General features: G+C 31.9%; 16 protein-coding genes. 4 read left to right on the forward strand and 12 right to left on the reverse strand.

The window, feature by feature from the left end:
• Positions 1-56: 56 nt before the first annotated feature.
• The 8 genes from MK119_RS15865 to MK119_RS15900 form a co-directional block, all read right to left on the reverse strand.
• A complete protein-coding gene (locus tag MK119_RS15865; RefSeq protein WP_290680568.1) occupies positions 57-1,862 on the reverse strand; it encodes a histidine kinase in 1,806 nt (601 codons plus the stop codon).
• 196 nt (positions 1,863-2,058) lie between these two features.
• On the reverse strand, positions 2,059-2,607 hold the full coding sequence (locus MK119_RS15870; RefSeq protein ID WP_290680570.1) for a hypothetical protein: 549 nt from the start codon (positions 2,605-2,607) through the stop codon (positions 2,059-2,061).
• 125 nt (positions 2,608-2,732) lie between these two features.
• On the reverse strand, positions 2,733-3,347 hold the full coding sequence (locus MK119_RS15875; RefSeq protein ID WP_290680572.1) for a hypothetical protein: 615 nt from the start codon (positions 3,345-3,347) through the stop codon (positions 2,733-2,735).
• Between the two features lie 265 nt (positions 3,348-3,612).
• Positions 3,613-3,840, reverse strand: a complete 228-nt coding sequence (locus MK119_RS15880) for a hypothetical protein (RefSeq protein WP_290680574.1) — start codon at positions 3,838-3,840, stop codon at positions 3,613-3,615.
• 111 nt (positions 3,841-3,951) lie between these two features.
• Complete coding sequence (locus tag MK119_RS15885; RefSeq protein WP_290680576.1) at positions 3,952-4,497, reverse strand: hypothetical protein; 546 nt, start codon at positions 4,495-4,497, stop codon at positions 3,952-3,954.
• An 89-nt stretch (positions 4,498-4,586) separates the two neighbouring features.
• Positions 4,587-6,671, reverse strand: a complete 2,085-nt coding sequence (locus MK119_RS15890) for an MORN motif precursor (protein ID WP_290680578.1) — start codon at positions 6,669-6,671, stop codon at positions 4,587-4,589.
• A 20-nt stretch (positions 6,672-6,691) separates the two neighbouring features.
• The gene (locus MK119_RS15895) at positions 6,692-7,387 is read right to left on the reverse strand and encodes a hypothetical protein (RefSeq protein WP_290680580.1); all 696 of its coding nucleotides are present in this window, start codon (positions 7,385-7,387) and stop codon (positions 6,692-6,694) included.
• A gap of 107 nt (positions 7,388-7,494) precedes the next feature.
• Complete coding sequence (locus MK119_RS15900; RefSeq protein WP_290680582.1) at positions 7,495-8,127, reverse strand: tetratricopeptide repeat protein; 633 nt, start codon at positions 8,125-8,127, stop codon at positions 7,495-7,497.
• A gap of 396 nt (positions 8,128-8,523) precedes the next feature.
• On the opposite strand from MK119_RS15900, the gene MK119_RS15905 reads away from it, so the two are divergent.
• Complete coding sequence (locus MK119_RS15905) at positions 8,524-9,357, forward strand: hypothetical protein (RefSeq protein WP_290680584.1); 834 nt, start codon at positions 8,524-8,526, stop codon at positions 9,355-9,357.
• Positions 9,358-9,404: 47 nt separating this feature from the next.
• Here the strand turns inward: MK119_RS15905 and MK119_RS15910 are convergent, their stop codons facing one another.
• From MK119_RS15910 to MK119_RS15920, 3 genes are all read right to left on the reverse strand, one after another.
• Positions 9,405-10,109, reverse strand: coding sequence for a YafY family protein (locus MK119_RS15910; RefSeq protein WP_290680586.1), 705 nt, complete (start codon positions 10,107-10,109; stop codon positions 9,405-9,407).
• Positions 10,110-10,240: 131 nt separating this feature from the next.
• On the reverse strand, positions 10,241-10,612 hold the full coding sequence (locus MK119_RS15915) for a VOC family protein (RefSeq protein ID WP_290680587.1): 372 nt from the start codon (positions 10,610-10,612) through the stop codon (positions 10,241-10,243).
• 76 nt (positions 10,613-10,688) lie between these two features.
• Entirely contained in the window at positions 10,689-11,633 is a 945-nt protein-coding gene (locus tag MK119_RS15920; RefSeq protein ID WP_290680589.1) for a hypothetical protein, read from the reverse strand.
• Between the two features lie 274 nt (positions 11,634-11,907).
• On the opposite strand from MK119_RS15920, the gene MK119_RS15925 reads away from it, so the two are divergent.
• The 3 genes from MK119_RS15925 to MK119_RS15935 all read left to right on the forward strand — a co-directional run bounded on the left by MK119_RS15925 (position 11,908) and on the right by MK119_RS15935 (position 14,688).
• A complete protein-coding gene (locus tag MK119_RS15925; protein ID WP_290680591.1) occupies positions 11,908-12,297 on the forward strand; it encodes a DUF4345 domain-containing protein in 390 nt (129 codons plus the stop codon).
• A 109-nt stretch (positions 12,298-12,406) separates the two neighbouring features.
• On the forward strand, positions 12,407-13,654 hold the full coding sequence (locus tag MK119_RS15930) for an FAD-dependent oxidoreductase (RefSeq protein ID WP_290680592.1): 1,248 nt from the start codon (positions 12,407-12,409) through the stop codon (positions 13,652-13,654).
• Positions 13,655-13,806: 152 nt separating this feature from the next.
• Complete coding sequence (locus tag MK119_RS15935) at positions 13,807-14,688, forward strand: DUF6268 family outer membrane beta-barrel protein (protein ID WP_290680594.1); 882 nt, start codon at positions 13,807-13,809, stop codon at positions 14,686-14,688.
• Between the two features lie 32 nt (positions 14,689-14,720).
• Here the strand turns inward: MK119_RS15935 and MK119_RS15940 are convergent, their stop codons facing one another.
• Positions 14,721-14,936 (reverse strand): hypothetical protein, encoded by a 216-nt coding sequence (locus MK119_RS15940; RefSeq protein WP_290680596.1) that lies wholly within the window; start codon positions 14,934-14,936, stop codon positions 14,721-14,723.
• Positions 14,937-14,975 lie beyond the last annotated feature (39 nt).

Consider the following 14,975-nt stretch of genomic DNA (forward strand, 5'->3'; position numbering starts at 1 on the left):
TTTGATCATACCTCAACTACACTTTACATGCAGCGTTCAGCACGAAATGTTACTTTTTAAATAGTATATTTCACTATAATTTCTGTTCCTTCTGCTGGTTTTGCGTTGATCTTTATTTGCGCATTAATTTCGCCCATACGTTTTTGCATATTATTCAATCCATTACCAAGTGAAACGGTTTCTTTTTCAAATCCGATCCCATTATCTTTTATGCTAAATATGATTTGACTGCTTTCTTCTTTAAAATCAACCGTAACCAAATCTGCATTTGCATATTTTAGTGAGTTATTGATTGCTTCTTGAATGACACGAAATAAGTGCATTCCTTGAATTGCGGTGAACTGAATGGATGCATTTACTTCATTATTGAACTTAAATTTAACTTCCTGCTTGGCGATTTTGGCTTTTTCAATAAACGCGAGTGTTCTGCTTTGTAAATCTGTCAACGAAATTTCATCTTTGTTCATTGCCCAAATAGTATCTCGCAATTGATCGATGGTGGATGATGTAAACTCACTTATACAACTCAGTTTGTCTTTGAACTCTTGAGTTACTTCCTTGGAAGCATACTTTAAGTTATCAATTGATGAAATGATAAATGATAGTTGCGCGCCAATATTATCGTGTAAATCGCGCGAAATTCGCAAGCGTTGTTCTTGTAATTTGTTTTGCGTTTCCGTCTCTTTTAAGGCTACTTTTAGTCTATTTTCTTTGATTAATTGTCGATTCTTTAATTTCTGTTGATTGTAAAATAGATATCCGATTATTAAAATTAATATTGCCAAGCCTAAAGCACCATAAAATTGATATTGACGTTTTTGTAGTGTCAACTCTTTTTCAGCGATATCGGCACGTTGTTCTAGAATTTGACGTTCTTTTTCAGCAGTTTTATATTTGGTTTCCATTTCAGAAATACCATCTGCAAAACGTTTGTTGTAATTCTCAATTGTTAATCCATAAATAGAGTCGCCCAATTTGCTTGCTTCTTCATAGGATTCCATCAACATTAACATTCGTTTTTTCTCTACATATGCATATAATAATGAAGGATTGTCGTCTGCTTTTCTATAGATTTTTGATGCTTTATCAAACATTTTTTGCGCCTGATGGTATTGCTTATTATTGGTAAATATGTTTCCTTTTTTTATCATTGCAAAACCTTCTTGTCCAAGGTTTTTATCTTTTTGAGCAAAATGAATGGCACTATCCAAAAATTTAAGTGCTTTCTGTCGGTCTTTTAATTGATTGTAGCTTTCGGCTAATAAGCTGTAGTTTGAAGCTAACTTTGTATAGTTTTTAATTTGTTTATTGATAGAGATTGCCTTATCTAATCTGTTGACTGCATCCTGTAATAAAGCGTCATCTTTTTGTTGCATGCCCAATTCAATATTAACCGCACCTATATTCGCTAAAGCACTAGTGGCTAAATCTTGACTGATGTACTGCTTGTTAGCGATTACTTCTAACATAACTTCTTTAGTAGCTTCACGGCGATTTACATAATAGTAACAAATTCCTATTTTGTAACGTCCGCGATAATAGTTTGGGTAATCTTCTTGCAGTTTGAAAAATTCCGTAGTTTTTAGCAATACTTTCATTGCTTCATCTGATTGTGTATTGCGCGTCAACACTGAACCGCGAATTAAATCAGCTCTGTAATTGTATGAAGAATCTTGAATTTGTGGCAGCAATGCATCGAGTTTTTTTAAGTACACTTGCATCGAATCTAATTCGCGTTTTTGATTGAAGGTTTCACTTTGCTGTTCGTACGCTTCAAACAATGCGATAGCCTCTTGTTTTGCTTGTGCAATATCTGTTTGAGCAGCAAGAACTGCTGTTATACATGAGAAGAATATAAGCATGCGGTATTTCATCTTTATAAAGATAAAAAATGTTTTGGTTGGTTTTGTTTTGTGTGATGCTTCACACTAACAATATTCTTACTTTTCAGCTAAAATTCCTATACGAAGAGTTGCGTATTTTTTGAATTGAAGAATTAAATTATTGTATGAGCTACTAAATCAAATTCTCTATAACGATTTACAAAATAAATATTATTTATATAATCCGAATTCGAAAGTATTGATCGGCAAATATAATTGCCCAACTGATTATTAAAACTAACAGAATTGTAACAAGTTGAAACTTCCAATTTAATTTATACTTTTTACTTATGATATATACCAAGGTGAATAAAAAGATGCTTACAACGAGGGATAATGTATGTGTTCCTATTCCTAAATATTGGCCAACACGAGCTTCATCATTTGGATTCATAAAATTCATAATTCCAGCCATAAAACGCATGTAAAATGCTGTAAATAGTACTAGATATAGAAGTTTGTGCCAACCTTTTGATTTTAATAACAGAAAGGCAATGACAGCTTGCAAAATAGTAATGATTGGTCCTGAAATAGAAATAATAGCTTGATGTATTTCTGCTGGTTTTTCTCTGTTAATAGTTCCTACGCCATTCAATCGCATAAAAGCTTTATAACCTAAGAGCTCACTTGTAAGCCAATGTGCAAATTCATGAATAAACCAAGTAAATAGTACTACGACTATTCCTATGAAAATATACTTTGGGGTTACTTTTTGATTGTTCATTGTCGCTTTTGTGAGTGTTGCTTAAATTAACAAAAATTCTAATGTTTTTACTCGATAATTGAGATTTGATAGTTGCATTGATTCGCGCTAGCACTTAACAAACTCACTTCAAACAAGTTGAGGTTTCATATAACTTTTGCATGTAGTTTTTTAAATAAAAAATCTGTTATAATGGAGAAAATGACATAGATAAGAATATACTTAGGCATATATAAAAACGAATAGAAAACTCCATAACTTTCGCGTCCGCTTGCATAGGGTTCACCTGTAGAAGCATCAATCCAAAAAGAAGCCATTATGATTGTGAGCATAAACAGTATTGGAATAACTATAGTACCCAAAACGGCTACTATTGAAACCTTTTTTTGAGGGTTCTTTTTGCGGAAACGGTATATTTTCCAGACATGAAATAGCACAATAAAACTAATGAGTATTACTGCTAGCCAAAAGAATTCTATACGGAGTAAGAATATTGCAAAACTGCTCAGTTTGGGAATTCGAGTGATTTGAATAATGTCTACAGACAATTTGTTAAAGTGATAATTTGCAATTCCATTGATATCACCATTTTCTGGTGTTCCAAGATTGATGGCTATTTGATCTTTTACTTTGCTTGTATCAATTGTGATATCTAGTGTTCCAAATGACTTCCAGTATTTTGCTGGTGCCAATGCATAGCGGAAACTATCTTCATGTAATCGATTGTGTTTGTAACGCCAATTTGTACCTCTGTAATGCACTTTGATGCTGTGTTTTCTTGCTGCAATATCTGTTTGAAAGTATAAGAAGTCGTTTAGTGAAATCCGATCACTCCTACCATATTTGAACTCATTTTCAAGTTCGCGTATCGCTTTTTGATCGGTTTCATATAAGTATAGAAAGTTGGTCAGTTTTTCTTTGTCATCTCCATATAAATCCCAAAAATTTTCCTGTTTTTTGAAGCATTATTTTTTTACCATTAGTCGTGGCTTCAAAATTTGTATAGTATTCCGAAGCATAGAAAAGTTATGGGATTTGTGCACCGCTTTTTTCAGCATTGATAATATATTCAATCTCAAAGTCAGCATACTGAAAATCCTCATCAATCGCAATACGTAAATTTTCATGTAAAATATGCACATATTGACTGATAAATGGACGCGTTCCTAGAGTTCCTTCTTTTACAGGCGAAGCCATATTTGCATGTAATATAATCGTATGAAAGAGACCTATTAGTAAGATTGTAATTTTCATGATGCCTTTCCTTTTTTAGTTTCTTTATTTTATGAAAGTTGATTTTCTTCAAAAAATAAAGAGATTACTTAAAAGATATTCTAAGCAATCTCTTTACAACGACTAACTCGGTCATTTTAGGTATTTAAAGGTATTCCAAACAGTAGAAATTGTAAGTTTGTCTTTAAAATCATCATAATCTTTTGCTTCTTGGTCGTCTCTTGCTGCCATTAACATGATGATACTTGTATTTCCATGCGGATTGGGTTTGGCTATTACATTAAAAAGATAGCGCCCGACAAACTCTTTGCTGATGCCTTCTTTCATAATTCCAATAGCGCGTAGTGACATATATTCTTCTCCATCAAATTCGTGTTCGCCTATATTTTCCTCTTCTATTTTGTAACCTCCACTTTTGAGCATGCTTAAAATTTGATTCATAAAAGTAGCTCCATCTTTTACGATTTTCATGCTACCATTCATAGTGATATATCCAAATGAGCACATTTCTGTAACAACACTATCTTTCCCTACTTCCTGAATCATTCCATACGAGTATGTTTTTTTGCCTTCAACAGGTTTGTCAAATTTTAAACTTTTAGGAATATCCGCTGAAAAGTGTACTGCTAGTTTATCAATTTTCTTGGCAAATTCTTGAGTAACTTCATAAGTCTCCACAGGAATTTCGCATTTTATAAAGCAACATCATACGCAGATTACTATAAGTAGTATTTTAATTTTCTTCATGTAAATTGTATTGATTAGTATTATTGATAGTCTTTGACTTTTGCGCCTTTATTATTAAAAACTCCAAATACCAAATTGCCTGTTTTGCTATATTTCATAGAGCCTAGTCCATCTATTTTATCATTGACAAACATGCCTTTGAAAACAGATTTATCAACATAGGTATACATTCCATAACCATTACGCTTTCCATTTTCAGTATAGGTTCCCGTAAAAGCACTTTTGTTGCTCCACACATAAGTTCCTACTCCTGTGCGCTGTCCATGTTTGAAAAATCCCCAATATTTGTCGCCGTTGTTGTACGTATATTTTCCAAATCCATCATTACAATTCCCTAAGCAATTTCCGTTCGTTTTTCCTGATTTGTAATCTGCTCCTTGTTTTTCAACTAGTTTCCCATTTTCAAATCTTCCTGCACTTGTGATTTGCAATTCTTTACTCATTGTATAGCCAAGCCCATGTTGTTTTCCATCTTTCCAATTTCCGATATAGATATTTCCGCTGCTCCATTTGTAATAGCCAAATCCTTCACGTCGATTGTTTTTGTATTGTCCATGATAAAATCCACCTTCTGGATATGATATGTAAGCAAGTCCATCAATAGCGCCATTTTTAAAGGTTGCTTTGGTAATAATTTCGCCCACTTTTATTTTTCCCCAACCTTCCATGCAATCGCCTTCGATGCAATCTAACTTACTAGTTGTATTTGTTTTAGTTTTTTTATAATCGCTACCTAGTTCACCATTATATCTTTTTCCTATACGTACTTTTCCATCTTCTGCCATTCTGAATCCTGTGAGTACATATTTGGGTTTTTCATCTACAAAAATGACAGGATCTCCATTCGTCAAATATTCAAATCGTGCCTTTTTGTAATCGATGTGTTTCCCTTTGTCTACGATGAAAAAGTTTTCCTTTTTCAACTCTCGTATGTACAAAATCGAAGCTGTATCAGCAGAGAACAACTCCATTTGTTTTACTTTCTGATCTTTGATGTTTTTGTAGTTTCGAATGATGTAAGTTCTACCTAATATTTTATCTATACGATAATCGATCATGTGTGGTCCAAGAAAGGCAAAGTCACGCGATTTTACTTTGTTGTATCCATGTACATAGTTGATAAATTTTCCATCGTATGCATAATTCATGTATGGATTCCCTTTAGAAAGAATATTTTTTACTGGAATTCGAGTATCAATCGTATGGCTTTCTGGAATAATATTCTGAATAGTATAATACGTTTCTGTTAATCCGTCATAAATTACTCTTTCATTTGGTTTTACACCTTTACTTACAGCAATTTCTGTACTTCGTTTACCATTTACATATATTGTACTTGTTTTTTTAGCTGTTTTCCGCTCGCTCATTTTGTAATATCCGTATTCAATTTTCACAGGTTTGTTAGCATCACTGAAATAACGATTTAAGGTTTCAAAGTGTTTTGCATCTGCTCTATCTGCATCGTAAAAGTCAATTTTATTTCCTTTAGCATCTGTTTTTACTATATAGCGATATGTTCCTGATTCCACTATTTCTTTTACCAAAAAGCCATTGATATAGTATGATTTTGCAGTAAATCCGCGTCTACCATTAGTATATGTATATGCCATATCAACAATTAAAGAATCTCCTTTTTTACTGTAGGTAAACAAACGCTTTTGACTCAGTTTTCCTTTCTTTTTTATAGATGTTTTAATCAAGCGATTTTTGGTATCGTAGGTATATGTTTTTTCGTCTCCATACGAGCTTTTTTCATATACCAATAAGTCATTTGCATTAAATTTATATATTGAAGTACTTCCATTTTTGTATTTGAACTTGGTTTTATTTCCACGGGAATCGTACTCTAATGTATCATTGTAATTATTTCCAGTAATTCTTCCATTGGTATCGTAGTAATAACGTATTCCATAGTTGAATGTTAGATTTCCTTTTTTGTCAAAAATCTTTCCCGCAGAAGAATAAATATCTCCTCGTAAAAAGAAGTGCTCCTTTTTATGCTTGAAACCAATTGGGTTTCGCGGCGCATTCTCGATATCTATTTTTTGTGCAATTGTTAACTGACACATAAAACAGTAAAGCAGTATAAATACTATGTTTTTCATTGTATATGTATTATTTATTTTTAAATTTCTTTGAGTGTATTCATTAAATCATCACACATGTGAATTTTTACGGGCAAACCACTGAATACATTTTTTGATAATTGTCCCTTTAAGAGTGTTAATAAACTCAGTGTTCCTTCATGTTCCAATCTTCGTTTATCTATGACGAGTTTGAATATATAATTCATATTTTCTCTATCTAATACTACTACTTTTTTGATTTCATCGTCTGCAAAGCCATTTTCAATGAGATAGTCTTTTAATTTTTCAACATCGTGCGGAACTACTTTATTGGTGTAGCGAATTTCAGTAGCTTTTGCCATGATGGATTTATGTGCATCTTGTAATGTATGTATTTGCAATGTGTTAAAATGACTATCACACAGATGCAAATCGATTGACAAATCCATATATTCTGAAATTTCTCTAGGGAAAAATTTGAAAACATGTGACAAAGAGTTGTCTTCTAAAAACTGTTCTTTTACAACCATTTTAAAAATATATTTGTCTCCTTCTTTAAGAAATTGAACAGATTTTAGTTCACCATTAGTAAACCCTGAATCCATTAAACTTTCCCCAAGTTTATCTGCTTCGACTTCCGTTACACCATCTTTATAATAAATCTCTGTTCCGTCAAAAACTTTCTTTTCTCCATAATTTGTACAAGCTGCTATAAGCGTTAATAAAAGAAGTAGTATTCCTGTTTTTCTCATCATGTTTAGGATATTAATATTCTGAATTACTGTTTATTAGATATTCAAAATTCCCTTTTTTTAACAGTGTATACAATACGACATATTGCGTATTTTTCTAGGTAATAGCGCTATTTACATTTTGCGGTATATCTTCTTTGATTACCTGTATACCCTAATTCTATTGCCTTTTTCCAGTTTGCGCAAGCATTTGTAAGATCGTGCTTCATGTCATAAATATTTCCTTTATTGGAATACGCTTTTCCATTCGTTGGATCAAAAATGATCGCTTTTTCAAAGTAACTCATCGCTATATCTATGTTTCCTTTTTTGGCATTACAAACCCCCATACTATTGTATACTTCTGGTTGATTTACATTTATAGAAATTGATTGTTTGTAATCTGCCAATGCATCGTTTAAAAAACCCATTGCATCATGTGCTCCACCACGAAAAAAGAATGCTTCTGCATGTTTGGGATGTAACTCAATTACTTTAGAATAGTTTGCTATGGCAGCTTTATAATTTTTATAATCGGTACCTGCGTTTCTTTTGTTGATTAGCGCCGTATGGAATCCAGCTTTGTAAAAATAAGCATCTATGGAAGTATTGTCTAATGCAATAGCTTCTTCGCATAGTTTGATACCTTCTGTAAACTTTTGCTGCTCTTTTTTTACCAAAGCACTATCAAGTGAGCTTTTGGTGGTTTGCGCATTTGCAAATGATACTATACACAAACTCAAGAGTAAATATATACATTTCATAAGTGATAATTTTAGGACTTAAAATTCTTTATTTAAACATCACGAAACAATACGATGAATTGCGTATTTTAATAATTAACATTGAAAAAGCCTTTATTTTTCTTACAAAATAAAGGCTTTTAAAAAATCAGTTTTTATAAACATTTTTGAAAAATAAATTTAACCATAAAACTATCCCCAAAAACAACACACTTACAATTAATACATTATATATCAATAAATTAACACTTTAATACTACAAATACTCAATTATAACAATAAATTATTTTGTTCAATTATTTTATATTTTTATCAAACAGATAGAAACCTCCAAAACTACAATCAGGTATTATCACCCATAAATTTAAAAAAGAATATTCCTACTTTTAATACCTAATAATCTAAAAAAATAAAACTATGTCACAATCCAATTCAAACTTACTGAATTACATTAGTTTGTTAATGCATGACGATGATGCATTGCATCAATTTTTGATTGATCCAATTCAGGCAGAGAAAAACCATGGGATTACCAAAGCAGAACGTGCTGTACTTCGAAGAACAGTAGCACATTTGAGCAACAAATCTAAAAACGGTTATACTGTTGCTAGACACGCAGGTTCGTACAGACGTTCGTTGCGTTTGCTACAAAATGTGTTACACAATGTAGGTTCTAAAATGCATCAAGATGCTTCACATCCCGAAGTTAGCTTAAGCCCTACACAAGGAAGATATTCATTTTCAATGATTATCTATTTCCCTCACGTCACTACTGGTCAATATACAGACTTTACTTGTAAAAATAACGCTTATCTAGAAGCTAATTATGGTTCTCCTTATTCACTACAAAGTCAAACTTTCACTGTTAGATCTGACAGCAAAAATCCTACAATACAAGAAGTTATGGATCTAATTGTTAAAAACAGTAATAATTCAATCGATTATGTTCCAGTAAAAATGAATGGAGAAGAATATGTAAAGTCAATATCACACACTACTACAGAAGTTTCTGCTGATATTAGTAATGTTTGTTATAATCTTGATGAAAATCCAAATGCTGATTCAGTTTTCTGGTTTTACTCTGTAAATGGGAAAGCAAATCCAATTACTTCAGGTGTAGTTGGAGAGGCATTCTCAACCTTTAAATTAAGACCAAATGATACTGTATTCTGGCAGTTAATTGCTCCTGATAAGACGTATGGTTTTCAACCATGTGCAGCAACAAAAGGTAACGCAAATACAAACTCTTAATATTAAAAATACCGTCAAATAAAAGTCAAAGTACAAACTTTGGCTTTTTAGTTTTTGCAGTTGTGACTGTTGCACGTATCTAATGCAAAATAATCATTGATATTGAATTTTCGATCTTCAAATTTTTCTTCAAGTATTTTAAAATTTTGAATGCGATCTATGCGAAAAGCACGCATATCATTACGCAGGTGACACCATGCAATTAAAATCCATTTATTATCTGTAGAATACATGGCATAAGGTTCTATTTTACGATTTGATATTTGATAATCGTTTGCTTTCTTATAATTGATTTCCATGACATTAAAATTGGTCACTGCCAACTGAATTTCAGAAAGCGCATCACTAAAAGTATCTTCTAACTTCCAATTAAATACATGAATTTTATCACTTAATATTTCACTTTTTTCTTGGACAGATGTTTTAAAAACTGATTTAATTTTAGTCAATGCTTCTTTAAAGTCATTTACGAAAGAAGCATCTTTGGATTGATTGATGATATGTTCAGCAGTAATCAGCGCATTGGCTTGCTTTTCGGTAAATTGTACAGGTGCAATCGTATACGTATCAATCAAACTGTAGCCTCTACCTTCTAACGTATATACAGGTACGCCAGCTTCCTCTAACTTTCGAATATCTCTGTAAATTGTACGTACGCTAACATCATATTTTTCTGCCAATTCTGACGCAGTTAACAATCGTTTTGATCGTAATAATGTGAGTATAGATATAAGTCTTGCGAGTTGTGTCATGATATTTTTTCAATCAGTCTAAAGATTCCGTTTTGGTTAACCTAAACTTGATTCAGTTTCCCTTATATATTCATCACCACTTTATAAAGTTCTGAATCAAGTTTAGATTCCCATTAAAATAGTCTTTTTTGTTAATTCATAGAATGTAATGCTACTCTATTTCCTTCTGAATCGATGAATTGTGCAATGAAACCATTTTCTTGAATGTCTGTTTTTGGCATGATGATTTTTCCTCCTGCTGCTTCAACTTTTCCTAAGGCAATACTTAAATCATCTCCGCCATTTAGATATACTGTTGAACCATCTTGTGAAGGATTTGAACCTTCCATTTGCATGATAGCGCCGCCAACATTATGATTTTCCATATCGTATGGAAAAATTCCATATTTCATGTTATCCATATGATGATCTTTAATTTCTTCTCCTAAAATTTCAGAGTAGAATTTTTTTGCTCTTTCATATTCTGTTACTGGAATTTCAAACCAATTTACTGCGTTTTTCATGTTGTTGTATTTTTTTAAGAGTTAATAATACTGCAAATGTATCCGCGTCTTTGACAGATGATGTCAGAGGTGTTTTTTATTTTTTAAAAATTAGTGTTCCGCGTTGAAATTTACACACATCTTCCACATTTGAAAGTTGTTTATATTTCTTTAAAACGTCTGGATGAATCTCTGTTGTTGGCAATGGATTATGTATTCTATAATTTTCTCCAATAAAGTCAATTACTTGTAATTTGTTTGCTTCGCACAACTCCAAATAATATAAATATGACAAGCGATTGGTATAGGCAATCGCATTTCCTGCCCAAAAATCCCAAGTGTTATCTGAATACTTTAAAAAGTTAAATTCCGAAATATTTTTGTCTTGAAAAAATCCAGGGTTTGCAAAGTGATCTATAAAATTGATGGTATGTATAGCGCAACCGTCCTTGGTTAGCCAAGTTTTCATTTTTATAAATAATTGTTTTAAAAATGCTGGTGAGATGTGTTCAAAAACCACTTGCGAACAGATATAGTCAAATGAATTGCAAGTGTTTTCGATATCGCTTAGTGTGTATTTCGGAATGTAAATGATGTTGCAAAATTTATACAACTTTTCAAGTGTTTGAAACGATTGTATCTGCTGTAATTTTTCTTTGATTTCTAAAACTGTAAACCTTCCCTTTTCTGATACGGTTTGAAGCAATGTAGCATCATTCAAGTGTATAATTTGTTTTTGAAATGTTTTGATAGAAACATCTTTGGAAATATCAACCGTTACAATAGTATCAAAACCTAACAGGTACAAAACCACAGGCGCAATTAAGGAATATCCTGTACCAATTTCCAATGCTGCTTTTTTAGTGTCTGTTTCTAGCTGAATTTTAGAAGCTTCAAATTTTCGAATGCATTCGTAAAACTGATATAAACACACATTTTTATGATAATCTTTTTTAAGCGTAGCCGGAATGTGATTGAGCTGATCGCCAATCTTAGTGAAATGCAATATTTTTTGCAAACTCGCTTTAATTTTCCAGTGCATACTTTAATTGGTTTTATAAGAATAAATCTTCATTGTTGCATCTACACTTCAATATTAAAAATTTTAATGCAGATCATATCAATTTAGAAACATCAAATATTTTGTTCAATACATAATTTACCTACTTTTCTGGTAATTTATTTTATTTTTTTTAAATAATTTTAACATAATTTTAACTTTTTAAGTATCTTGTAGAAGATCATTGATACGTTCACTATTTTACACAATACCGAACAAAAGCCGAAACCAAGAATATCTAAACCGTTTTAATATTTTGAAAGAAGTTCATAAAAATCTCCATCTTACCTTATCTACCATTGCTATTTTGGTTGTTGGTGCTACTTACGGACTATATCCGAATACGTTTTTACCGTTATTTTTTGATTTTCATGTAGAAAGTACCGACTTAAATCATGTATTTAGAGCCATGATGGGTTGCTATTTTGCGCTTGGAATATATTGGGGATATAGTGTTCTTTTTCAAAAACATTGGCGTAGTGCAACTTTTTCTGTAGTTTTCTTTATGGGCGGATTGGCCCTAGGTCGTTTGCTAAGCATAATGGTAGATGGTGTGCCTTCAACAGCATTTACTGTAGGAACAGTATTGGAAATTCTGTTTGTAATTTGGGGTTGTTATAATTTAAAAGTCTACGCAAAAGAATAATTACATCTCTCTTTTTAGAATATGTATTACGATATAAATCGTTTGGAACGATCTATAAATGTCTTTGTTTTGTCGTATTTTTACACTGATTTTTAGCAACAACATTAGCATGAAGAAAGAAACGTATAAAATATATATTGTAGGAGCTGGAATTAGCGGATTAATCGCTGCACAAATTCTAGAAAATTATGGTTATTATCCTGAAATCATTGAAGCTACAGATCGTGTTGGCGGACGCGTAAAGACTGATATTGTAAATGATTATCAATTAGATCATGGATTTCAAGTACTACTTACTTCGTACCCCGCTGCTCAAAAATATTTAGATTATAATGCGCTCGATCTTCAACATTTTTTACCAGGCGCTACTGTTTTTACCAAAGGAAAACAAAAAACAATTGGCGATCCGTTACGAAAGTTTTCTTTGTTATTTCCTACACTTTTTTCGGGTATTGGAAATTTTTCAGATAAACTCAAAGTGCTCAAACTAAATTCAACCAAAAAGAAAAAATCAATACATGAAATTTTTGCGCAACCAGAAACGACCACACTCACGCATTTGCAAAATTTAGGCTTCTCTGATGATATGATTTCTAAATTTTTCAAACCCTTCTTTAGCGGTATCTTTCTTGAGCCAAACTTAGTGACTTCGAATAGAATGTTTGAGTTTGTATATAAAATGTTTGGCGATGGTTTTGCTGCACTTCCAAAATCAGGAATTGAAGCGATTCCTAAGCAATTGAAATCTAAATTACAACACACCAAATTTCATTTCAAAACAAAAGTCAAAACAATTGAAGACGGAAAAATTACATTAGAAAATGGAACTATTTTAGAAAGCCATTTTACCATTATTGCGACGGAAGCTAGTCAATTAATTTCAAACTTAAAATCGCAAGAAACTGCTTGGAAATCTTGCGAAACCTTGTATTTTGAAACTCCCAAACGTACCATTTCGAAACCTTTGATCGGATTAGGTGCAGACAATACATTACTTGTAAATAATATCTTTTTTCATCACAGTTTGCCAACTGCTTCAAAAGGCACAAAAGAATTGCTCTCCGTCACGATTGTGAAAAAACATAACATGTCTTCTAAATTTTTAATTAAAAAAGTGCAAGAAGAGTTGCAAGAATACTGCGGTATTACAAATTGTAGTTTTTTAAAACAATATAGCATCCCGAGAGCATTGCCAAATTTACAACAGCTTCAATACAATGTATTGCCTTCAGAAACGCGTTTAACAACACAAACTTTTCTCGCAGGAGATGTACAACTAAACGGTTCATTAAATGCTGCAATGTTGGCTGGTGAAGCTGCTTCCTTAGGTGTAGTTGAAACTATAGGTAATATGTAAGTGTTACCTGTTTTTACTTTTTTATTTCAAAATATAAACCTCTAAACTTTATAAATTCCGAAGACTACAATTTATAAACTCTTTTATCGTTATTTAGATTAATTGTCTCGAAACATTTATCTTTCAGCGCTTAAAAAGCGTAACTTTAATACATGTCAAATCTTACCAGAATTCTCACACTTATAATATACTGCTGTTCTTCGGCAATATATGCACAATTGAGTGATTTAGCCCGTATTGATTATACCTACATTCCAAATGCAAAATCAAATATAGAATATGAACGCTTTCGAGCTTTGTTTAATTATCCTGTAAAGTTAAAGGGTGACGACACCTATTTATTTTTTGGATTAGATTACAGTAAAATTAATTTAAAATCTGAAGTTGAGTTTCCTTTTCCAACAGGTGATCTAAGAGATTTTCAATTGTTAGATTTAAGTATTGGGTATACAACTCCGATGCGAAACAATTGGCGACTAGGAATACGATTTCAACCTGGTGTAAGTACAAATTTGGTAGCGGATGCACTGAGCATAAAAGATATCGTTCTTTCAGGAACCGTTATTTTTATAAAACAAGGAAAAAAATATAATGGAAAACATCAAACATTAATTTTAGGAGTTTCGTATGCTGGAAATTCAGGATTCAATTTTCCGTTACCTTTTGTTAGTTATTTCAAGAAGTTTCACCCGGATTGGTCGTTTAATTTGGGAATTCCAAAAACCAATTTACAATATTATTTTTCACAAAAACATAAATTAAAAGCATACGCACAATTAGATGGTTTTACATCAAATTTGCAACGTGAAGTTGCTCTTATTGGTGGAAAAGAAGCTAGAAGTATTAATATGTCGCTAATTTTGTCGGGATTGCAATACGAATATAATTTTACAAAACGATTGCAATTATATTTACGAGCAGCCTATATTTTTTCGATTGATACTGAGCTTAGAAACAAAAATCGAAACATGATTTTTTCCCTAGATAACGAAGCTAAAATTTATTTGAGAACAGGAATTAAGTTTAAGATTTAAAAAAAAAGCGAACCAAAGTTCGCTCTATTTTTTTAATTTCCATTACAAGCATAACTTGCATGTACTCCATCACATGGGCCATAACAGGAAGCATATACACTGTACAAACACCAATCGCCAACAGATTCTTTCATGTATGTTTTACATTTTTCATTTTCAGAAACCATTCCACCAGTAATTTGTCGTACTTCAAATTGAGAAACTTTTTGCTTGTTTAGTTTTAGTGATTTAAGATTTTTTCTTTTCATCTTTTAAAAATTTAAGTTAATACTAACTAGGGTTTGAAT

The organism is Kordia sp., from assembly GCF_022447245.1.
GTDB lineage: Bacteria > Bacteroidota > Bacteroidia > Flavobacteriales > Flavobacteriaceae > Kordia.

Bases quoted from the DNA above. Each gene is read 5' to 3' on its own strand.
- MK119_RS15870 (WP_290680570.1), bottom strand. From the start codon at position 2,607: ATGAACAATCAAAAAGTAACCCCAAAGTATATTTTCATAGGAATAGTC.
- MK119_RS15905 (WP_290680584.1), top strand. From the start codon at position 8,524: ATGTCACAATCCAATTCAAACTTACTGAATTACATTAGTTTGTTAATG.
- MK119_RS15940 (WP_290680596.1), bottom strand. From the start codon at position 14,936: ATGAAAAGAAAAAATCTTAAATCACTAAAACTAAACAAGCAAAAAGTT.
- MK119_RS15880 (WP_290680574.1), bottom strand. From the start codon at position 3,840: ATGAAAATTACAATCTTACTAATAGGTCTCTTTCATACGATTATATTA.
- MK119_RS15930 (WP_290680592.1), top strand. From the start codon at position 12,407: ATGAAGAAAGAAACGTATAAAATATATATTGTAGGAGCTGGAATTAGC.
- MK119_RS15865 (WP_290680568.1), bottom strand. From the start codon at position 1,862: ATGCTTATATTCTTCTCATGTATAACAGCAGTTCTTGCTGCTCAAACA.
- MK119_RS15920 (WP_290680589.1), bottom strand. From the start codon at position 11,633: ATGCACTGGAAAATTAAAGCGAGTTTGCAAAAAATATTGCATTTCACT.
- MK119_RS15895 (WP_290680580.1), bottom strand. From the start codon at position 7,387: ATGATGAGAAAAACAGGAATACTACTTCTTTTATTAACGCTTATAGCA.
- MK119_RS15890 (WP_290680578.1), bottom strand. From the start codon at position 6,671: ATGAAAAACATAGTATTTATACTGCTTTACTGTTTTATGTGTCAGTTA.
- MK119_RS15915 (WP_290680587.1), bottom strand. From the start codon at position 10,612: ATGAAAAACGCAGTAAATTGGTTTGAAATTCCAGTAACAGAATATGAA.
- MK119_RS15910 (WP_290680586.1), bottom strand. From the start codon at position 10,109: ATGACACAACTCGCAAGACTTATATCTATACTCACATTATTACGATCA.
- MK119_RS15935 (WP_290680594.1), top strand. From the start codon at position 13,807: ATGTCAAATCTTACCAGAATTCTCACACTTATAATATACTGCTGTTCT.
- MK119_RS15900 (WP_290680582.1), bottom strand. From the start codon at position 8,127: ATGAAATGTATATATTTACTCTTGAGTTTGTGTATAGTATCATTTGCA.